The sequence below is a fragment of the Vibrio sp. D431a genome (genome assembly GCF_030248655.1).
GTDB classification, from domain to species: domain Bacteria; phylum Pseudomonadota; class Gammaproteobacteria; order Enterobacterales; family Vibrionaceae; genus Vibrio; species Vibrio alginolyticus.
Genome location: NZ_JAHGAP010000029.1, coordinates 144,308 through 165,789 on the forward strand (window position 1 = coordinate 144,308; position 21,482 = coordinate 165,789).

A 21,482-nucleotide genomic window follows, 5' to 3' on the forward strand; every position below is an offset into this window, starting at 1 on the left:
TTTTTGGTCATATTCAAAAGAATTGAAATTAGAGGGACCTATGCCAAATTCTGCACCTATTTGGTCACCATCTGCTGAGCGCGTCAGCAATAGCAACTTATTACGGTTCATCGAAAAGGTTAATAAAGACAAAGCCGAAGGTACCGTAATCAACAATTACACGTCTCTACACCAGTGGTCCATTGAGCACAATGATGAATTTTGGCGACATACTTGGCAGTTTTGCAACGTAATCGGAGATATAGGTTCGCAAATCAAGAGCCTTGGCAGTCCCAAATGGACACAAACAGGTTCTAATCATCACCATGTAAATAGAGACACAGTATGGTTTGCTGACGCCACGCTGAACTACGCAGAGAACCTCCTATCTCAGGCTGAGCAATCACCAGAGCGTGAGTTTATTGTTTTTAGCAATGAAAGCGGTGAACACCGACAACTCACCGGTAAACAGTTGCTTGAACAAGTTTCTGCCATTCAACAATGGCTACTCAATTGTGGTGTCGGTAAAGGCGATGTCGTTGCGGGTTATTTGCCCTACCTTCCTGAAACCGTTATAGCCATGTTGGCTACTACAAGCCTTGGCGCTATTTGGACTTCAACCTCTCCTGATTTTGGTATCGATAGCGTCGTAGAGCGTTTTGGTCAGGTTAAGCCGAAAGTTCTTTTTTGCTGTGATGGCTACCAGTTCGGAGGCAAAGCTTTCGATATGACGGACAAGAACACCACTCTTAGTAGTAAGTTAAGCAGTGCCTCCGAAGAGACTACTATTAGCGTATGCCAAATCGAATATTTACAAAACGCTAAGAGAGCTACCACTTCTGACTTTGTCTCTTGGTCCGATATTACTCACCACTTTTCTCCACAATCAATTCAATATCAACCAATGCTGTTTAATGACCCGTTATTCATTTTGTATTCTTCTGGTACAACAGGTCAACCTAAGTGTATTGTCCATTCCGCAGGCGGTACCTTGCTCAATCACCTCAAAGAACATCAACTGCATTGCGACATCAAATCGCAAGACAAGGTTTTCTACTACACAACATGTGGTTGGATGATGTGGAACTGGCATGTTTCCGCTCTTGCGAGTGGTGCAGCCTTAGTGATTTACGACGGTAGTCCGGTTTACCCTGATCACTCCGTCTTATGGCAATTAGCAGAAGAACATAGCGTGTCGCTGTTTGGTACTTCAGCGAAATACTTAGAAGCACTGGAACAGGCAAACTGCTCTCCAAAACTAGAACATAACCTGAAGTCACTCAAAACTCTTTGCTCAACTGGTTCGGTGCTTTACCCAGAACAATTTAGTTATGTCTATCAGCACATCAAGCAGGACTTGCATCTCGCTTCTATCGCTGGCGGCACGGATATTTGCGGATGCTTTGTACTTGGAAACCCTATTTCACCAGTTTACAAAGGTGAATGCCAAGGCTCAGGGCTGGGAATCGACGCACGTGTTCTAGAGGATGATGGACATACTATTACGCAAAAACGCGGCGAACTGACTTGTAATAACTCGCTACCTAACTTCCCTATTGGCTTCTGGCACGACAACGGCGAACGTTATCACAACGCTTATTGGAGCAAGTTTACCGATATCTGGCACCATGGCGACGATGTGATGCAAACCGAACATGGCGGCTTTATTTTTTATGGCCGTAGTGACGCAACCTTAAATCCAGGCGGCGTACGCATCGGTACCGCTGAAATCTATCAGCAAGTGAACGCGTTACCCGAGGTTGAAGACTCCATCGCTGTCGGCAAGTTAAACCAGCAGTCTGAAGAAATCTGGTTACTAGTAAAACTCGCTCACAACGTCGAGTTAACCCAACAACTCACCGATTCAATTCGCCAAACATTGAAAACAAAATGTTCACCGCGCCATGTCCCACGACAAATTTTTGCTATCAGTGATATTCCTAAAACGCGCTCAGGCAAATTGGTTGAGCTAGCAGTGAAACAATTGGTAAACGGACAAGCTGTAAAAAACATTGGTGCTATTGCTAACCCAGAAGTGCTGGAAGAAATTAAAACGCTTTTCAACATAGAAGGCGCCACCGTCACTTAGAGACCCAACAAGTCTTCCCACAATACAGACGGGTATAACCTAACTATATTTTAGCTCGCTCGATAACTCCTCCCCACTTTCGTGGAAACTGAGCGAAATATGCTTCATGTGCACAAAAAAGGTGAGATAATTCTATCTCACCTTTGAGCCATATGAGCTGGAGCATTAGTTTGGGGGTTAAGCTTTTATCAGTTGGCTCATATCTTCGCGAACTTGTGGCACCGTTAAACCAACGATGATTTGAAGGCTCTCTTGATTTCTAACAATATTCACCGCTCCGTGCTGTGTGAAAAATGCGTTCTCCTTTACCAGAGAGACATCTTTAACTTTAACACGCAGACGCGTCGCGCAATTAGTTAACAATTCAATGTTTTCTTTTCCACCCAAACCTTCAATAAAGGCACTAGCTTGTGACGGACTTGCGCTACTGTTATGGACCGCTTTCGCTTCTTTGTAGTCAGCTTTGGAATACAACTTACTATCTGCACCTTCACGTCCCGGAGTAAGTATGTTGTATTTTAAAATAAGCGCGCGAAACGTAACAAAGTAGACACCAGTAAACATGAGACCAATAATAATCTGAATCACGTATGTTCCTGCATGGTTACCAGCCAAAGGCAACCAGTTTTGGAAAATGAAGTCTATCAAGCCAGTCTGAAAGTTACCGGAAACACCAAACATAAAGGCGATCGTTGCCATTGTCGCAGATAACAACGCATGCAAAGCAAACAGCGCAGGTGCGATAAATAAGAATGTAAACTCTATTGGTTCGGTGATCCCTGTAAGAATTGCTGTGATTGCGGCTCCGAGCACTAACCCCATCACCATCTTTTTATTTTCTTTTTTCGCAACTGAATAGAGTGCTAGTGCGATACCCGTACAACCAAACACTTTACCCATTCCCGTCAACATCAAACCACCCTGAGGAAATTGTGTCGTTAAACTTTCCGAGCTCTGGGCGAATGTCTGTATATTTTGAATCCAATAGGCAACCGTTCCGCCATCGACTGCAACTGGCCCATAAAAAACGGGACCATATACGAAATGATGCAACCCCGTTGGTATCATGATTCGCTCTAAAAACGTAAATAGCCATACCCCTAACGATCCAGCAGAAACCAAAAATGATTGCAGATTGTTAATACCATGCTGAATACTTGGCCAAGTCAAACAAGTTAGAATTGCCATCACGACCATAATGGGGAAACTAATGATCACAACCAATGGCGTTCCGCCAAATACAGCCGCCCAATCCGGTAGCTTTTTATCAAAGAATCGGTTGTGAACCCAAACAGAGAGACTTGCAATTAAAATGGCACCTAGCAAGTTGGTATCAAGCGTTAGAATGCCACCAACTTCAGTCAAACCTCGCTCACCTTCCGTATAGTTCACGCCCAGTTCTGGTCCCCAAAATTGAAGGATTCCACCAATAACGTAGTTAAACGTAATGTAGGAAACGAGTGTTGCAAGTACAGCGCGACCAGATGCTTTTTTAGCTAAAGCGATAGGTAACCCAACGGCAAAAATAAGTGCCATATTTTTAAATACAGCGAGAGATGCCTGTAAAATGATCGTCGAGACTTTAACCCAAGCACTCCCCTCTAGTGCCCAAGGAAACACTTCTTGATTTAACAGCACAACAGAGAAACCCAATAACATGCCCGCTGCTGGAAATAATAGAACGGGAACAAACATCGCGGCCCCGAACCTTTGAATAATGTCTTTCATATAAACCTCTTGTTTCATTCACGGAGCCTACAAGTAGGCCCCGAACGTCCAGTTGTTATTGAAAAAATTGAGGAAGGTAGGCTTTATTTTCTTCTAGTAATTGTTTTGTTATTTCTTTAGCTTTTGGCACATTAACCACGGTACGGTTAAGTGTGAGTGCATTAATCAGCTTTTGCTGACTTCCTTCGTACCAAGCATCCACGACTAATTTCTCGTAACCAAGTTGGCTTTCAATCATGGCTTTTTGGAAGGTTGGGATTTTTCCTACAGTAAAAGCTTTCGGTCCATCACTAGTTAGCGCAGCTGGAACTTCTACCATGGCGTCATTTTGTAAATTTGTAATAGCACCATTATTCGGTACGATGACGAGATACACATCGCTCAAGTTGTAGGCTAGCGAAGCCGCGACTCTCACCATGTATCGACCATGGATATCGGCATGCAGTGTTTCGTGCTTCGTGGTGCCCGCTTCAATTATTCTTGCGTTCAATTCGAACACTCGTTTCTCACGGCCGTTAATTACCTGCCTTGCGCGAGTATTATTGATATCCTCTTTCACCACCATTTTTTCAGGGTACAAATAGTATTGAAGATACGTATTCGGCAAAAACTCTGGATTATCAGCAAGCATTGTTCTCATGTTTTTGAATGTGGCTTGCCACGATGGGTCATCCGCTATTTCCGCATCAACCGCACTGATCCCTTCTTTTAGGATGATATTTTTAATTTTATCCGTTAAGTCTTCACCCTGTTTGTTACGAATTTTGGTAAACCAGCCATAGTGATTAAGCCCAAAATATTCAGGAACAAAGTCCCAAATTTCACACCCTAACAATTGCGCATAGCTGACCATAATCGCTGCTGGCATATCACAAATATTTAGAATTCGCTTATCATGCGGAAATTCACGATTTAAAGCTTCAGCGACAATTGCCGCCGGGTTGGTGTAATTAAGAATCCACGCATCTGGACACGTTTGTCGGATCTCGTTCACTAGCTGGATCATGTCGCCGATAGAGCGAAGTCCATATGCCATTCCTCCCGCGCCACATGTCTCTTGCCCAACACAAGAGTTGGATAGCGGGATTTGTTCATCGCGCTCGCGCATGGCCAACCCACCAGTGCGGATCTGGATAAAGAAAAAGTCCGAATCTGCGAATGCGACAGATTTATCCGTTGTATAAACAAACTCTTCAACTTCTGGATAGTGTTCTCGCAATAGAATTTCAGTAGCTAATGCATTCGACTCTTGGCGTTTCTCATCTATGTCGTAAAACACGACTTTTGCGAGTGGAAAGTTATCTTTTTCGGCAATAAGGCTGTTCATCATACCAAGTGTGTATGTACTGCCAGCACCAACAATCGTTAATTTTTGACGTTTCATTTCGCTACCTCAAATGTTTATCCTGAAAATGTATAAAATAAGTATTAATACTTTTATGATACATTTAAAGTATAAGCACAAAGATACGAGATAAAAATCACACAAAGATCCTAAGGAAAAGTATTAACTACATCTCAGATCACATTCTTGCTATCATGATCCAAGACTTAGCGAGGTATTATGAAACCCAAATACATAGACATTGCGGAACGATTAGAAAAAAAGATCAAAGATGGGGAACTACAACCGAAATCGATGCTTCCAAAAGAGAGTGATTTGCAAGAAGAGTTTTCCGTAAGCCGCGTAACCATCAGAAAAAGCTTACAAATTCTGGTCGACAATAATTTAATTAGTCGGACAAGAGGTAGTGGAACTTATGTAAACGATCTAAAAGCCCAACATGATGCCTTACATTTGCTGGGTTTTATCGAGGAAGTCAGTAAACAGGGGAAAACGCCTAGCTCTCAAGTCATAAAGTTCGAACTTAAAAAGCCGAATGAGCAGGTTGCTAAGCAGTTAAATCTCTCGCCCAATGATGATACATATGAAATACATAGACTCAGATGTATTAATGATGAGCCTGAAATTTACGAAGTCACTCATATGCCAGCAATGTTATTTCCAGACTTGAGCATAGCCATAATGAATGGTTCTAAATATGAGTACATTGAAAATAGCAAAGGATTGAAAATTGCGAAAAGCAGTCAGTCTGTCAAACCGTACTTGTTAGATGCAGAGACGGCCTCATACCTGAATGAATCAGAAGCTTCCCCTATTCTAAAAGTTGAGTCCACTGGTTACCTAGAAGATGGTCGTGCATTTGAATATACCGTCAATTACTTCCGACTTCATCAATACAGCTTCGAGTTTATTTCAACTAGGACGTAGTACTATTCGACGCTAATGGTTAATCATTGCGCCAAATCTTATATCCGACCTCTCGCATTGCTCTGCCGAGCAGGTGGGAGGCGACTGGCGCAGTGAGAACGATAAACAACATCGTACCCATAACCCGAGAGATCACGGTAACTTCAGGGAGTGAGAAAGCGACCGCTAATAACAAGCAGCTCACTCCGACGGTCCCAGCTTTGGTCGCTGCATGCATTCGGGTATACAAATCCGGAAGCCTCAGAACACCTAGACTTGCAATCAAGGTCAACAATGTTCCTAAGCATAAAAATAGTCCAATCAACACGTCCATTATTCTTTCTCCTTTCTTTTAACGATCAAACGTGCAAATGCGATCGTGCCGAGAAATGCAACCAAACCTAATGTAATGGCGATATCTAACAGAGCGTCCTCACCGCTGTCTAAGGTGTAAACCGTAATAAATCCGATAGTGATAAATGAAATCAGATCTAACGCCACAACTCGATCAGCTAGCGTTGGTCCTAGAATTAAACGAGCAAAAGCCATAACAAAGCTGAGTAGTAGCCCAGAATAGGCAAAAGTGACCGTTATTTGCAGCCAACTATCCACGCGTCACCTCCAAAATTCGATGCTCTAACCCATCTTTAATTCCGCGAATAACCTCTTCATGTTCAGGTGCAAACATGGCATGAACGATAAGATACTTTTTATCAGCCGTAACATCCAAACTAAGCGTGCCCGGTGTTAAAGAAACCATGTTCGCCAGTAATGAGATTTCTAGATCAGAATCGACCTCCAGAGGGACATAAACGATATCAGGCTGACTCAAATGAGTAGGTGTCACAACGTCCCACACCACTTTCGCAACCGATATAACCATTTCATAAGCGAAGTACATCAATAACTTCAATGCAGATGCAAAACGTTGAAAATAGCTCGTTTTCAATCCAAATGGTTGACTCAACCTTAAAGCAAAAAAACCGACCGTAAATCCGACAACAAAATTCAGACTCGAATAGCTGCCATTAAGCATCATCCACGCTAACGCTAAGAAAAAATTGAGGAATAGATAGATCATGTATTTCCTCCTAACACCACTCTGATGTATTCAGTCGGATTTAACAGTTGTTCTGCAGCTTGAACGGAAAATTGATAAAAAGGCTCCGCCACTAAGCCAATGATTAGCGTCAACGTCGTCAATACAATAATTGGAACGCAGTACAACCAATGTACTTTGGCCTGCAGAGTCTGTTCTGGCTTCTCTCTAAATGGCTTTTTCCAAAATGCCTCACTCCAAATTTTCGTCATCGAGTAGACAGTAAGCAACCCCACCAATAACGCGGTACCTGCTAACCAGTAATATTCAGCCTGTATGCTCGACTTGATGACCAATAGCTTTCCCCAGAAACCCGATAGCGGTGGAAAACCGGCCAGAGAAAACGCAGGCACAAGAAACAAGAACGCCAACCAAGGCATAGCTTTATATACCCCACCCAAATGTTCAAGTTGACTAGAGCCATATTTGCGCTCGATGAATCCACCTATTAAGAACAAATTCGCTTTTACAATGATGTGATGAACAATGTAGAAAATGGCACCGGCTAAAGCTAAGGGAGTGTAAATAGCCAACCCCATGATCATATAGCCTATTTGGCTAATAATATGAAAAGAAAGAATTTTCTTAATGTCGAATTGGCTAGCCGCTCCTAAAACGCCCGTTAACATGGTTAGCCCTGCGACCCAAATTAACGTCGGTTGCCAGCCACTCTCGGCGAGCGGAAATACTAAGGTGAAGACTCTTATCAACGCGTATACACCGACTTTAGTAAGCAACGCGGCAAACAGTGCCACCACACCGCTTGGTAACGTGTGATAAGAAGCTGGCAACCAAGCAAATAAAGGAAAGAGTGCCGCTTTAATAGAAAAGGCAAACAAAAATAGCGCGGACAGCATCATGTTGATGCTCAATTCATTTTCCCCTACTTTGGTGTAGAGATCGGCCAAGTTCAAGGTGCCCGTTGCGCCATACAACAAGCCGATAGCAAGCAAAAATACCAGCGTCGAAATCAGGTTCAACATCACGTACTTTACTGCACCATCAACTTGAGTTTTCGTTGCATCTAACACCATTAAACCAAATGATGAAATGAGCATGACCTCAAACCAAACATACAGATTAAAAATATCTCCAGTCAGGAAAGCACCATAAACGCCAGCAAGCAACACGTGCATTAACGCATGGTAATTGCTATAGGAGGGCTTTCGGTGAAGGTCCGCCATCGCGTAGAAAACACATATCGCACCAATCACCGCCGTTATCATCACCATAGCAACGCTGAGGTAATCTGCGACAAACACGATACCAAATGGCGCACTCCACTGACCAAAAGCAACGGCTTGAATACCATTACTTATGATGTTTTCTGTGAGAAAGCCCGCAACGAAAAGGTTCGAAGTCGCACTTACACCGCTCAACCACTCAACACTTTTTGTTGAGCGACGGACGAAGAAGATAGTCAACGCCGTACTCAGCGAGAGAACAGCCGGTAACGTAAGCAAAATCGAACTCATTGACCCTCCTCAGAACGTTGCATTTCATCGACGTTTGCAGTTCCAGTGTCTTTATAAGCTCGATAGAACAGCATTAAAGCAAAAATAAGTAGTCCAAAACCGATGACTATCGCAGTTAAGATAAGCGCTTGAGGTAAAGGATTTGCCGCGCTATCTGGTGGTAAAAGAGCATTATCGCCAATCAATGGCGGCTCTCCGGGCGTCAGCCTTCCAGCGGTAAAAATAGCAAGGTTAACCGCACTACTGAGTAACATGATGCCGAACAAAAGGCGCAAGATATGCTTTTCAAGCATTAAATAAACACCTGCTGCGACAAATACTCCAACGACAACACTCCAGACTATTTCCATCACTCTAGCTCCTCATTAATACGAAGCAGCATACCCATCACGCCACCTATAACGGCAAGGTAAACACCAACATCAAAAACCAATGGCGTCCCTAGTGGTATCACGTCTTTCCACCACAGTCCGGTCAAAAACGGTTTATCAAACGCAAAGCTCAAAGCACCAGAAACTAAGCTCAATGCGATGCCAGATAACGCAATGAGAAACGGTTTGAAATACAACCTAGAACGAACGTATTTCGGTGATTCCGCGAACATGAGAAGTGATAAACCAATAACGGCAATCAACGCACCAATAAAGCCACCACCCGGTTCGTTATGACCACGTAACAACAGATACACTGAAAATACGAGCATGAGTGCCGAAACAATGTGTGCCGTGGTTGCAAAAATTAATGATTGGATACGATTTTGCTTTTTCGCTCTTGTCTTAAGCAAACTCACTGCAGCAATCCCTGCAATAACAACGACAACAACTTCTCCCAATGTATCAAATGCGCGAAAGTCGACCAGAATAACGTTAACAATGTTTCGCCCATGTCCACCCGGGACACTGTTTTCTGCAAAGAAATCTGACACCGAAGAGTCCATCGGCTGAGACGTGATTCCTAACAAAAGTAAAGTAACCGAAACACCTATCACACCTGCTATGCAAATATTCGCTACTTTACGTTTTATTGAATGCTTAGGCACGGTGGTTAGACGTGGCATATGACGCATTAACAATGCAAGAAAGACCACCATTAATGTTTCCACTAACAGTAAAGTCTTCGCAACGTCCGGGGCGCTATAAATCATAAAAACAAGCGTGGTCATGAAGCCAATCATACCAAGCGCAGAAATCGCAAGAAGTCTTGCGTGGGACAACGTACATACGAGCGCAGCACCAATCAACAATAATGCAATACCAATCTCATAGAAAGTGACACTTGAAAGTTCGCCAACCAAAGGCAGAGGAATAAGCGCTACCTGACTCAGTAACGCAACGGCAAGTACCGTGAAAAATAATAGGACATAGCGACTCAATTTCTTTTGCTGTAACCGCGCCGTTTGCCACTTCGCCACTGTCATCATGCCATCTAATAGTCGTTCAAAAATATTCTCCGCTTTGGGGACGAATAGATGTAGCCGCTGAAAAAATGCAGACACAGTAGGATAAACACGGTACACCACATACCCCAACGCTAGCGTAATAACGCTTAACACTAACGGTACATTCACGCCATGCCATAGTGATGTCTCTTTAAGAGTTGCTGTGGGCAGAATGTCAGCAGAGCCCGGAAAAATAATATTGCGATCTAACCAATTCAAACCGAATAACGGAACTAGGAGGCTGCCAACTGCCAAGAGCAAAGGCGAGATCCACATGGCTTTTTTTGTCTCAACTGGCTTAGTTTCAATCGGCACGAGATCACGGCGAGCAAAGAATGGTCTCGCAATAAGCATAATGGTTAGCGCGACCATCAGTATATTCACGATTAAAAGTACAAAGGCGATCCAGTTATTGAGCTCTACTGCGGACTTGTACATGTATTCTTTGCTCAAAAAGCCTAACAACGGCGGGAACCCCGCTTTAGACAATGCAGCCAAACTCCCCGCAACCATGCTGATGACGAGAACTGACTTCAGGCCGTACAATTGATCAATATCTCGTGTTCCTGTCGCTTTGTCGATATTACCCACCACCATAAACAGCGCAGCTTTATAGAAAGAGTGAGCGAGAATAAACATCAATACTGCACTAACGGCCAAATCTGTGCCCATACCTAGTAATAATGTTAATTTACCCAAAGCAACATTCGTGCTGTAGGCTAGCATCAGCTTCAAGTCAGTTTGTTTTAATGCGACAAATGTGCACCAAATGGCCGTGATACTCCCAGTGATGACTAAAGCATAAAACCAGATCTCGCTGTGGGCATAAACTGGCGATAAACGTGCTAATAGGTAAATGCCTGCCTTTACCATTGTTGCCGAGTGTAAATACGCACTGACCGGAGTGGGAGCTGCCATCGCGTTAGGTAGCCAAAAATGAAACGGGAATTGCGCAGATTTAGTAAATGCACCGAGTAGTATGAGCACTAGAGATGGGATAAACCATTCATGCTGCGCAATAGTGTCTGCCTGCTCGATAATGGTATTTAGCTCATAACTCCCTGCCATTGCTCCCAGCAAGATAAGACCAGCTAGCAACGCTAGTCCACCAGCACCAGTAACAATCAGCGACTGCAAGGCGTTTTTCCGAGACGTTTTATTTTCGTGATTAAACCCGATCAGTAAATAAGAAGTGATGGTGGTGAGTTCCCAGAAAACAAATAACAACAGAATGTTATCGCTCATCACAATCCCTAGCATGGCAAGCATGAATAGGGTTAGATACAAATGAAAGGAAAACCGGCTATCACTTTCTCGTAAATAAGCCAAAGCGTAGATTTGAATCAGTGCGCCAATCCCACTGATCAGTCCCGCAAAAAGAAATGAAAGACCATCTAATCTAAAGCTAAGGTTGATATCGAGGCTTGGTATCCATTCCGCATTCCAGCTCACGCCTGCAGGAGTATAGATATAGAAGAGAAAAGAGAAGATTAAAACTGGCAGCGCAGGGAAAATCAGTAAGACCAACTGATTATCTAGGTTTTTCGGCAGGTTTTCTTTACCCGTTATGTTATTCAACATCGCAGCCCATTCGTTATTATAAGAAGGTACGCCCTATTCGGCGCAAATGACAAACTCCACTGTATTGTTTTAACCCAAGCGCTTCAAAAACGATCATGAAACCAAGGGAAAAGTAGCAAACAGTAATCACTGAGTGCTACTTAGAGGAACGCCGATACAAACCGCTATTTGCTGTCTGCTACGGCATAAGAACGTAGGTCACTACTTACGTGTTCTTGGCTGAATGTATATGGATTATCGTCATCAGCTAACTCGAATGCATCGTAGGTGCAGTCACCGATATCATTTCTCGGACAAACATAAACATTCGAACGTTCTATCATTTCTGTGTGGCATTTCGGGCATAGGTTTTTCATGTCACTCTCCTCTGATAACTTATTGATACATTGATAATTCCATGTTCTAGAGATCCATCTCCCTCCTTTACCTAAAACATCACTTAAACCCAACTTTGTTACACCCCAATTACTGAATCGGTGAGACAAAGCCATCGGGCTTAAGAGCGACCAAACTACAGTTAATCGATTGCAAAATATTTTCAGCCGTATTACCAATGACATAGCCAGATATACCAGTTCTCGCTAAGGTTCCCATTACCAGCACGTCTACCTCAATACTCTCTACGTAATCTGGAATCTTTTCGTCGGGTTTTCCATGCAGGTGGTGAATCACAATTTCACCTGTAATCCCAGACTCCTCCAACAGCTGTTGCAGAGCTTGTTTATGATCGGCTTTTGCTTTGTCGAGTTCATGTTTCAACTCAGCATCATCGACTTGAATCCAAGCGTTACCATTAAGGTAGTTTTCTAAGTAATACTCCCAGCAAGAAATCACGTGTAAACGACTATCGCAGGTGTCGGCTATCGAACGCGATAATTCGAGTAAACGCACGGCTAATGAGTGCTGTTCATCGCTTGCCGTTAATGGGTCGATAGCCACAGCAACACGGCGCTTATCTCTTGGCTTATCAATTGGTCGGTGCAACCAAAGCGGACAAGGGCATTTTCGTAACAGAGTCATATCAATAGCTTTGAAACCCTCAGCACCTTCACCGAGCGGTTCAGCTTCTTTGATGATGAGATCTTTGTTATCAGCTAATGCTTCTTGAATAATACAGACAGCGGGCTTTTCACTGCTTTTCACAGTAAGAGGAAATGCGAGATCCTCTTCAGAGAGTCCCAGCTTCTGTCTGTATTCGTGAATACTTTGTTTGAGGGAGTCTTGCAGCGATTGCTCATAACTTTGCTGATACTGGATCATGTCTGTTGGGAAATCAGGACACGCTATTAGCCCTGAGACAGGCACTTTGTTGCTAGATGCAATCCTCATCGCTTGTTCGAGGGCGTCACTATGGCCTGGCAATCCTTGTGTTGCAAAAAGTATGTTTGCGAATCGTTTCATACACACCTCCTTGTTTGGTTAAATATTAACCATCCACAAAGTATAATACCTAACGGATAATTGTAACGGCTTGTGACGTTGATGAAATCAATTCTCATTAAGAGACGGATATTGCTTCATTTTGTTTTACGTCACACTCTCCTTTCTTCACAACTATCGCCTTCGACCTAAATAAATTCCGCTACCTAAAATTGAGACCAAATAAAAACCCAAATTACTCAAAGTTTTTTCTCACCTTGAGTAACTTGGGTATAAGCAATAACACACTTAGTGTCCGGATTTAAATGGATGACCTAAATTTTCACGCAACTTAGTTTAAAGATGCCATCTCAATCACGAATCGATATGCAAAGTTTTACGGCTTTAGTGACCTAAAATCGCCGTAACTCAATGTTAAGGTTGTTGTTTTGTCGGTGCCAAAGCAATTTCACGAACACATACACCTTGCGGTTGCTGATAAGCAAACAGCACTGCTCGTGCAATGTCGTCTGCTGCCAACACGCCGCCCATATCCACCTTCCAGGCGTCATAACCATCTTTAATATCTTGAGACGTTGTATGTGAAAGTAATTCCGTTTCCACTGCACCAGGTGCAATCGTCGTAACGCGAACATTCGATGACGCAACTTCTTCACGTACGTTTTCAGAAATAGCATGAACCGCAAATTTGGTACCGCAATAAGCAGCATGATCAGGGAATGTTTTCTTGCCCGCGATAGAGCTGATGTTAATGATCGTACCACTGTTACGTGCTTTCATAGGTGCTAGGACGGACTGCATGCCATTGAGCAAACCAATTACGTTCACATCAAACATGCGCTTCCACTCCGATGCTTCCTGAGTATCTATCTGACCTAGAAGCATAACGCCTGCGTTATTTACAAGTGCATCTACCGGACCATACAACGCTTCAGCTTTCTCAATTGCAGCCTCAAAAGAAGCTTTGTCGGTCACATCTACCTTTTCACAAAGCGTATTTGGTAAGTTTAATGCTTCCAAACGTTCTACACGTCTTGCTAACAAAAGAAGAGCATGGCCCTGTTCACTGAAGTGACGTGCAATCGCTTCACCAATGCCTGAACTAGCGCCTGTAATAACAATTAACTTTTTCATTTTGAATCCTTAATCGAACGGTTTACATCAGTGGCGGTAAGTTTAAGAAAACTTTGTTTGTTGATATATACCGACCTAGTTGAAACACTGTTGTTATACTGCAACAATACTTTTTTGAATTATGAAGAAATCATCATGCAAACACACATCAACCTTGCGGATATTCGCTCTTTCGTCCTAATCGCTCAACTAGGAAACTTCACGAAAGCAGCAGAGCAACTTGGCGTTTCTCGCTCACACGTTTCACGTCAAATAACAAATCTGGAGCAACAGATTGGTGTCACTTTGCTACAAAGGACCACTCGAACACTGAACCTCACCGAAGCAGGCAAGGTTCTGTATAAACAGTGTGAAACTGCCCTTCACAATATTGATCAAGCTGTTATGGCAGTGGTTGATGATGTAGAAGACTTAAGAGGTGACATTCGTATCAACTGTGTGGGGGGCTATTTAGGAGAAGACGTTGTCGCAGATATCGTTGCTCAGTTTCTAATCCAACACCCACAAGTGAGCATTAACTTAGATTTTAGTAGCCATCGTGTCGATTTAATCGCGGATGAATTCGATATCGCTTTTCGAATGGGAAAGTTAGACGACTCCAACTTTATCGCTCGCAAACTGATCGATGTGGAAATGGGGACATACGCAAGCCCAAACTATTTAGAAACATATGGCTATCCTTCGCATCCAAAGGACTTAGAAAAACACGTTTGTTTGACAGGTAGTGTGACACGGTGGGCATTTGAGAACACGAATACAAAGCAGTCAACGGAACACCAGATACGTGGACAGTTACGATGTAAGAGTGGCAGAGTAATGATAAAAGCAGCCTTGGCGGGAAATGGCATCATCCGTGTGCCAGCACTTTATTGTCAACAAGAACTCCAGACAGGCAAGCTAAAAGAAGTGTTTACCAATTGGAGCATTCCGAGTGTGGAATTTTCACTCCTTTATCATCACGACCGACATCAACCAAAACGCATCCGAGCCTTTGTTGATTTTACCACGCAATACTTTCGCAAACTGCAGAGTAAAGACAAGTAACCTGCACGTTGGTACCTGTCTATGTATGCTTTATAGGCTGAGCCTGTGAACCTGGGGGTTGTTCTAGAAAGAGTGTGAGCATTTTGACTCTTAAGGCTTGGTTTTCATAAACGTCAGAGGTGTTTGTCCAGTTTGCTTTTTGAAAAATGCAATAAATGCACTGTCTGACGAAAACTCCAGCCAATCGGCAACTGCGCTGACTGGCATGCCCGTTGATAACAATTCAACTGCTTTTAAAAGCCTCCACTGTTGCCGCCAATCTTGATAATTCATACCCGTTTCCGACTTAAATAATCGTGTTACCGTCTTGGTGCTTGCCCCAACTTTGCTTGCAAGAGTAGTAAGCGAAGGAGCTAGAAATGAAGGTTCAACCAACTCTCGACGAAACGTTGTTAAGCGCCGATGCGATGGCAAAGGCAACTGAAACGAATAACGTTTCGCAGCATAAAACTCCTCCCAAAAAAGCGCCGTCGTATTTACCATCTCGCTGCTAGGCTTATCCCACTCCCAAAATGACATTTTATCAATAAGAGCTTGGAGTAAATTATTCACTTCTATCATCGCGATCTTACTCGGACAGGCAAACTCCTCACAATCAAAATACAAAGATCGATACGCCACCACATTCGTCATTAGTGCACGATGCGGCGTATTAGGTGGGATCCAAACCGCCTTTGTCGGTGGCAAAATACAAATCGAGTCTTCCAGAGCAAAACTCATACAACCTTGAGGTGCGTACAATAACTGCCCTTTCTTGTGCATATGCATACCTGAGTCGTGCTTGCCAATATCCGCAGCAATTCCCACTACATAATTAGTAATCTTGTCTGCATCAAATTGTGTTTTTTCGTTAATAAGCGCCATTTTGTCCGAATATTGATGTATTTGGTTTTTATGTTGTTATTAGATCAATCATAGCCTCATTTATACTGCCCGCCAACTTCATTAACGATGGGTAACAATATGAATACTAAGCCCTCTTTATGGCTCATGCTGGTTATGTTGATGTTTCCGCAAATTGTAGAAACCATCTATAGCCCAGCGTTGAGCTCAATCGCTCTATCATTTGATGTAAACCACGCACAAGCAGCCCAAACATTGTCGATTTACTTCCTAGCTTTTGCCATTGGCGTTGTAGTTTGGGGAGTTCTCGCAGATAAACTGGGAAGAAGGCCCACCATGCTTATTGGGCTCTTTATCTATGGTTGCGCATCTTTACTCGCAACTCAAACCGAAAGCTTTGCTGTTGTCATGGCCGCGCGAGCCCTAAGCGCATTTGGTATCGCGGTAGGATCCGTTGTCACACAGACCATGCTTCGTGACGCGTTTGACGGTCAAGAACTGAGTAAAGTCTTCAGCTTAATGGGGATGGGTATATCAATCAGCCCGGTAGTTGGCATGCTATTAGGCGGGCAGCTTACAGCGCTTGGTGGATACCGTTATGTATTTTTTGCCTTGTTTTTAATCGCGTTAGTATTGTTCGCTTATAACGTTATTAAGCTTCCTGAAACACAGAAGGAACAGACACCAGTACGGTTGCATCAACTTAGCTGGAAAATGGTAAGAGACGCGCGAATTTGGCGCTCAGGATTACTGGTTGCTTTGTATAACATTGCTCTATTTTCTTATTACCAGCTTGGCGCATTTACTTTCTCAGCACTTGGGTATAACTCCGAACAATTTGGATACAGTGGCATGGTACTGGGGTTAGGCACTCTGCTTGGGAGTTATTTAAACAAATCCCTAGTGTCCAAAAATGTTCAAAAAAGCCAGCTACTTTGGTTCTCAGCAATATTGATTAGCGTTGGATCAGTCGGTGTGTTGATTCTGAACCAATCAATCTGGTTTGTTGCTCCAATGGTGTTAGTCGTCATGTCTTACGGGATTGCGATACCCAACATACTCAGTGATGCACTCGTTAATTATAAACAACAGGTTGGCAGCGCAGGCGCTTTATTTGGGCTCATGTACTACATCATGATCGGGACGGGATTAGCGATGGCTGGAACAGTACAAAACTTAGGTGTCGTTCTATTATCATGTAGCTGTTTAGCGATTTTATTAGCGTTTTCTAAAAGGCAAGTTCATACCAACTTGTGACCAGATACTACGCATTGCTTGCCTAATCTTCCGAAGATTGGTCTACATCTTTTCTAACGGTTAACTAAAACGTAAATAAAAAGCGCCTGTCGGCGCTTTAATTATCCATAGATCTTATTGCCATGTTGGCTCACCGTACTCTTCACAACGTTGCTTGTCGTAATTTTCAATGCGCCCGCGTTTACCTACAAACTGAACCTGAACAACCATTCCAGCTTCAACATATTCACTGAAATAATCGCAAGAAACACGAAAACTAGTATCGCGTATAACAATTGGTACCCATTCATAGCCGCCACTGCGTGGTAAGTAAGACTTGAAGGTAATGACCCCGTCATCTGAAACGTTGATTTCTTCATCATATTCATTCAACTTATAAAAACGTTGTCCATCAAACTCTGCCTTTGCTTTTTCAATTATTTCCTTCGTTGCTGTCGATTGCATCGGCGTATTTGAGACCAGTTGACACCCAACAACAGATGTCAATACGGACAAAGCCAAAGCGAGTTTAGTTATTTTATTCATTTACCTAACCACTGTATAATTATTCAACACTTACCATTTTAAAAGGAGGGAGACCATACTTTATTTTAAAGAAAATAAAAAGCGCCTTTCGGCGCTTTTTATCTGAACATTTCTTATCCAAACGTCTCGAGTAGATTTTCTAGAAAAGCTAACTTTTTATTACAATGAATTTTATTTAGGCTCTCACCGGAATCTATTGCTATTTAACCCCAAGCTTCAAACTCATTAGGCTTTACGTGTTTTATTTTTAATCTAACGTTGGGATCCAGAGCTGTTTCAGTTCCCAATTCACAGTAGTACTCAACAGCATTTTCATCTTCAATCATGTCAACGAAGCTAGCAACGACACTCAACCGTCCACCACCTCTAGTCAATGAAAAGTACGCATTCTTGTTTTCATTTACTTCAAATTTCAAAGGAATGAATTCAGGTTCTTCAAGAGAAATATCTATCCATTTATAGTTATCTAAACTCTTCCCCTTTCGTGGGGCATAAACTGTTTTCAACCCATTTTCGTCAACAACGAAGTACATCGAATTCTCAGCTTGATTAAAGCAAGCTTTCAAACTGCCACCTTTATTTTCTAAATCACACGTAAATATGACAGAATTTTGGTTGCAGCTTGCACTTACAAAATTTGAAAACGACACAATAAATGAAAACCCGACCATCACAATTGATTTATAAATTTCATTGAATTTAAGCATTTCAACTACATTAAAAATAAAAACAATATATTCACTTTATATTAAAATAGTCTTCATCAGGGAATTTTTCGTTGGTTTTGTTAGTACTATACTTTCCATTATATGGATTAATCGTCAGTTCTTCACCATTATTATCAAACTTAAACTGCCTTCCATCAAACTCTCCCTTTATCCTTAAACTTACTCTACCTTTAATAATCTCAACATATTCATATCTTGATGAAAAACTATTCCAGCAAACATCTCGCCTATGTTCGTCATAATTAGCAGAAAAAACTATTGTAGAAGAACAATAATTCTCTTCTCCATTTCTATTCCAATACAAAATCCTATCTTTAGGTATATTCATATTAAAATTATCTCTCTGGAAAATGTAAGACAACACGCCAGTATAATTATTATTAGCGTTTTTTATTATTTTACCATTATCTCTGTCCAATAATGTATGATCGATAATATCAAAACCATAATCGTAAATGTCATAACTAAGGTTCAAACTACCAATCTCTTTTGGAACTTCTTTTTTTTCTGTGTCAAAAATAAAGTATGCTTCGCTATTTATATTACCATTAGTCAAGTCAACCAAATAAAGCTCTTCATTCAATTTAATTAAATCGCTTGTGCCACATGAGTCAAAAAAGCTAAAATCATATGAAGTTCCATTTGCTTTTAGAGAATATTGACAAAAAGGCCCCTCAGCCTCTGTGAATTTTTGCTCTTGCGTAATACTGCTTTCCGCAAAAGAATATGTTGATAAAAAGATTAAACTAAATGTAATCATTTTATTCATTTATCATTAACTCCAGCTTGTGATGTACACTCTTACTTCTTTTATAGTAATTTTTATTGATCATTGAACTATCCTTAAGATAAAACTTACTAAAGTCATAGTTATCGGATATTGAATTACAATTAATCAACTTTGAAAGTTTTAATAAGTTATTTTTTCTCTCTAACAAATGATTGTAACCACCATTTACTGAGATCGTTACACGAAATAGATCATTCTTGGTAGCGAATGGACGAATATCTCCCCAAGCACTACCTTTTACCCAAAACCACCCTGAAGAATCTACTGCCGTGTGTAAATCTTTAGCAACGCTTTCTATCATTTCTTTTGTAAGATCTTTAGTATTCACACCAAAGTATTTAGCATAGTTTTCTATATGTGTTATCTGTAATAAACCACGTCCATGATAGAATGCACCACCTCTGTACTTATTCCATTTCTCTGGATATTTCCCGTTATAATAGTACTCTTCCGTCGTTTTGAAAAAATCACTTTCTTGAAATGCTTGAGACAGAAAGTGGATTTTATTCAAACAATCATCGATTTCATACGTCCTAAACATGTCATTCAAGCTATTTAATAACTCATCTAAAGAAACATTTCTCATACTGTCATAATGAGAGTTCTCAAAAATAGTTTCTTTTCCACCTAAGACTTCAAGTAAAAAACTCTTGGAAATATCACGATTACAGAAACATTTACTTTGGGTGTGATTTCCTACAAAAGGCCAATAATGCCAAAGGCTCTTATCATCGCTTAGTTGCAAATCACCATGTAAATCTTGCATCCATGAAAACTTATCTGCTCTTTCCAGTTCGAATTGCGAGAAAAGATCAAAGCTATCCATCACTTGATCGCGCCATGGGGAGTTACGGTAGTCCTCTATAGTCACAAAACCAGCGGAGCACTTAATATCTAGAGCTTCCTTTGCGGTCTGATGGATTGATTCATAAAGACTTTGTGACGACTCTGTATGCCAATCTGTAGGATGTTTCACAATAAATCGCTCAAAGTGTTTACGCTTACCGTCTAAGTATACTTTGGCATCGCGAGCAGTGAACGAGGAGAAGTCCGTTACTTGATCTTCTGTCACAGATTCAAGTAATTGCTGAATAAACGAATTACTCATATCAACGGCACCGCTACTATCGGCCCCATCGAGAACAACAAGTGGATTTTCTTCCGCATTTTTGGGAGAAATCTGTTTTTTGAAAAATTCGGGCGGCTCCTCAAAAGAGAACATCTCGATATGCACACGATTATCTTCTTTCTTAGTTCCAATTGCATCGTTACTGTACTCATGCAGTCCCATGTAACCGATATCTTCCCCAGCTGAAACCTTTATCCCCTCTCTAAATAGGAGTGGGAGTAAAGAAACCACACTACCGTCCCTAATCATTGCCGCCTTGTCCGACATCCATTTAGGTTCTGAAACTGGTTCTGATAGGACAGCAGAGGAATCTTCTAAAATGTCAAAGTCACTATTGAGACCCGAAGCAAACCAAACAATCTTGTTTAACAGTGCTTTTTCGCTACCACTTGCCGATTTACCATTCTCTACCACACGGCACTTTATCATTTTGTAGGTATTTTTGTCGATCTGGTATGGATGGGTCTCCTTCTCTTCTGCATACAGGTATTCAAGTAATGTTCCTTTAGACATCGACTGTTTTTTTTCACCAGAATTAGTAGGCACATCACTATGTTTGAAAGTGCGTACATTTCTCGCTTCTTGTAAACGGTAACGCGTGGTTATAGATGAATTGGCGCCAATATCTGAAGGTGGCGCAAGGTGCATATAAAGTGTATAGAACTTAAATACATCTTCATTATCTTCGGGGTTTACAGCCTCATGCTCGATAAGCACAAAGTTATTACTATACTTAAACTCTTGCTCTTGGTACGTTGATGTTAGGTAATCAGGATTTATGCGAAATGCCACTATTTTTCCATCAAGCATCGCTTGAATAGGTCTGAGCCCTTTCCCCCACGGTAACATTTTTGATGTTAAGTGAATGCCACTATGCCAACCGTACCCTTGTCCTATTAAATAACGACCGCTCTTAGCTTGATCAAACAATTTCGTAAAATCACTGAGCGTGTAGTAAGCGTCACCTTCTCGTTGCGCTATCGGAAAAACTGCATCCATGATTTAAATGTCC

The 21,482-nt window shown here is 41.8% G+C and carries 20 protein-coding genes; 4 read left to right on the forward strand and 16 right to left on the reverse strand.

Going from position 1 to position 21,482, the window contains the following annotated elements:
* Nucleotides 1–40 precede the first annotated feature (40 nt).
* The gene (locus KJB35_RS23350; protein WP_213907706.1) at nucleotides 41–2,068 is read left to right on the forward strand and encodes an acetoacetate--CoA ligase; all 2,028 of its coding nucleotides are present in this window, start codon (nucleotides 41–43) and stop codon (nucleotides 2,066–2,068) included.
* A 177-nt stretch (nucleotides 2,069–2,245) separates the two neighbouring features.
* Here the strand turns inward: KJB35_RS23350 and KJB35_RS23355 are convergent, their stop codons facing one another.
* Together KJB35_RS23355 and KJB35_RS23360 are read right to left on the reverse strand one after the other, a co-directional pair.
* Nucleotides 2,246–3,796, reverse strand: a complete 1,551-nt coding sequence (locus KJB35_RS23355) for an alpha-glucoside-specific PTS transporter subunit IIBC (RefSeq protein WP_017633701.1) — start codon at nucleotides 3,794–3,796, stop codon at nucleotides 2,246–2,248.
* A gap of 55 nt (nucleotides 3,797–3,851) precedes the next feature.
* A complete protein-coding gene (locus KJB35_RS23360; RefSeq protein ID WP_151515680.1) occupies nucleotides 3,852–5,180 on the reverse strand; it encodes a 6-phospho-alpha-glucosidase in 1,329 nt (442 codons plus the stop codon).
* 180 nt (nucleotides 5,181–5,360) lie between these two features.
* On the opposite strand from KJB35_RS23360, the gene KJB35_RS23365 reads away from it, so the two are divergent.
* The gene (locus KJB35_RS23365; protein WP_053307578.1) at nucleotides 5,361–6,068 is read left to right on the forward strand and encodes a GntR family transcriptional regulator; all 708 of its coding nucleotides are present in this window, start codon (nucleotides 5,361–5,363) and stop codon (nucleotides 6,066–6,068) included.
* 19 nt (nucleotides 6,069–6,087) lie between these two features.
* On the opposite strand, the gene mnhG is transcribed toward KJB35_RS23365, so the two are convergent.
* The 9 genes from mnhG to KJB35_RS23410 form a co-directional block, all read right to left on the reverse strand.
* Nucleotides 6,088–6,381 (reverse strand): monovalent cation/H(+) antiporter subunit G, encoded by a 294-nt coding sequence (mnhG, locus tag KJB35_RS23370; protein WP_054865530.1) that lies wholly within the window; start codon nucleotides 6,379–6,381, stop codon nucleotides 6,088–6,090.
* Nucleotides 6,381–6,659, reverse strand: a complete 279-nt coding sequence (locus tag KJB35_RS23375) for a cation:proton antiporter (RefSeq protein ID WP_005373317.1) — start codon at nucleotides 6,657–6,659, stop codon at nucleotides 6,381–6,383. The genes mnhG and KJB35_RS23375 overlap by 1 nt, the downstream gene beginning before the upstream one ends.
* A complete protein-coding gene (locus KJB35_RS23380; protein ID WP_054865529.1) occupies nucleotides 6,652–7,128 on the reverse strand; it encodes a Na+/H+ antiporter subunit E in 477 nt (158 codons plus the stop codon). The genes KJB35_RS23375 and KJB35_RS23380 overlap by 8 nt, the downstream gene beginning before the upstream one ends.
* Nucleotides 7,125–8,621, reverse strand: a complete 1,497-nt coding sequence (locus KJB35_RS23385; RefSeq protein WP_213907707.1) for a proton-conducting transporter membrane subunit — start codon at nucleotides 8,619–8,621, stop codon at nucleotides 7,125–7,127. The genes KJB35_RS23380 and KJB35_RS23385 overlap by 4 nt, the downstream gene beginning before the upstream one ends.
* Complete coding sequence (locus KJB35_RS23390) at nucleotides 8,618–8,971, reverse strand: Na+/H+ antiporter subunit C (protein WP_017633704.1); 354 nt, start codon at nucleotides 8,969–8,971, stop codon at nucleotides 8,618–8,620. Before KJB35_RS23390 ends, KJB35_RS23385 begins: the two co-directional genes overlap by 4 nt.
* Nucleotides 8,971–11,640 carry a hydrogen gas-evolving membrane-bound hydrogenase subunit E gene (gene mbhE, locus KJB35_RS23395; protein WP_017820361.1) on the reverse strand — a complete coding sequence of 890 codons (2,670 nt, stop codon included), beginning with the start codon at nucleotides 11,638–11,640 and terminating at the stop codon, nucleotides 8,971–8,973. Before mbhE ends, KJB35_RS23390 begins: the two co-directional genes overlap by 1 nt.
* 164 nt (nucleotides 11,641–11,804) lie before the next feature.
* A complete protein-coding gene (locus KJB35_RS23400) occupies nucleotides 11,805–11,996 on the reverse strand; it encodes a hypothetical protein (protein WP_005373328.1) in 192 nt (63 codons plus the stop codon).
* Nucleotides 11,997–12,105: 109 nt separating this feature from the next.
* Nucleotides 12,106–13,041 (reverse strand): universal stress protein, encoded by a 936-nt coding sequence (locus tag KJB35_RS23405; RefSeq protein WP_005373330.1) that lies wholly within the window; start codon nucleotides 13,039–13,041, stop codon nucleotides 12,106–12,108.
* A 393-nt stretch (nucleotides 13,042–13,434) separates the two neighbouring features.
* Nucleotides 13,435–14,154: an SDR family oxidoreductase gene (locus KJB35_RS23410; protein ID WP_005373333.1), complete on the reverse strand. Its 720-nt coding sequence runs from the start codon at nucleotides 14,152–14,154 to the stop codon at nucleotides 13,435–13,437.
* A 135-nt stretch (nucleotides 14,155–14,289) separates the two neighbouring features.
* On the opposite strand from KJB35_RS23410, the gene KJB35_RS23415 reads away from it, so the two are divergent.
* The gene (locus KJB35_RS23415; protein ID WP_005373334.1) at nucleotides 14,290–15,198 is read left to right on the forward strand and encodes a LysR family transcriptional regulator; all 909 of its coding nucleotides are present in this window, start codon (nucleotides 14,290–14,292) and stop codon (nucleotides 15,196–15,198) included.
* A 90-nt stretch (nucleotides 15,199–15,288) separates the two neighbouring features.
* Here the strand turns inward: KJB35_RS23415 and KJB35_RS23420 are convergent, their stop codons facing one another.
* On the reverse strand, nucleotides 15,289–16,062 hold the full coding sequence (locus KJB35_RS23420; RefSeq protein WP_017820362.1) for a helix-turn-helix domain-containing protein: 774 nt from the start codon (nucleotides 16,060–16,062) through the stop codon (nucleotides 15,289–15,291).
* Nucleotides 16,063–16,161: 99 nt separating this feature from the next.
* Between KJB35_RS23420 and KJB35_RS23425 the strand changes: the two genes are divergently transcribed.
* A complete protein-coding gene (locus tag KJB35_RS23425) occupies nucleotides 16,162–17,298 on the forward strand; it encodes a multidrug effflux MFS transporter (protein WP_054577797.1) in 1,137 nt (378 codons plus the stop codon).
* Nucleotides 17,299–17,412: 114 nt separating this feature from the next.
* Here KJB35_RS23425 and KJB35_RS23430 read toward each other — a convergent pair whose 3' ends face one another.
* The 4 genes from KJB35_RS23430 to KJB35_RS23445 all read right to left on the reverse strand — a co-directional run bounded on the left by KJB35_RS23430 (nucleotide 17,413) and on the right by KJB35_RS23445 (nucleotide 21,469).
* The gene (locus tag KJB35_RS23430) at nucleotides 17,413–17,823 is read right to left on the reverse strand and encodes a hypothetical protein (protein ID WP_054577796.1); all 411 of its coding nucleotides are present in this window, start codon (nucleotides 17,821–17,823) and stop codon (nucleotides 17,413–17,415) included.
* 203 nt (nucleotides 17,824–18,026) lie between these two features.
* Nucleotides 18,027–18,530, reverse strand: coding sequence for a hypothetical protein (locus KJB35_RS23435; protein ID WP_005373343.1), 504 nt, complete (start codon nucleotides 18,528–18,530; stop codon nucleotides 18,027–18,029).
* 31 nt (nucleotides 18,531–18,561) lie between these two features.
* Nucleotides 18,562–19,320, reverse strand: coding sequence for a hypothetical protein (locus tag KJB35_RS23440; RefSeq protein WP_213907709.1), 759 nt, complete (start codon nucleotides 19,318–19,320; stop codon nucleotides 18,562–18,564).
* Nucleotides 19,313–21,469, reverse strand: coding sequence for a hypothetical protein (locus tag KJB35_RS23445; protein ID WP_005373349.1), 2,157 nt, complete (start codon nucleotides 21,467–21,469; stop codon nucleotides 19,313–19,315). Before KJB35_RS23445 ends, KJB35_RS23440 begins: the two co-directional genes overlap by 8 nt.
* Nucleotides 21,470–21,482: the final 13 nt, after the last annotated feature.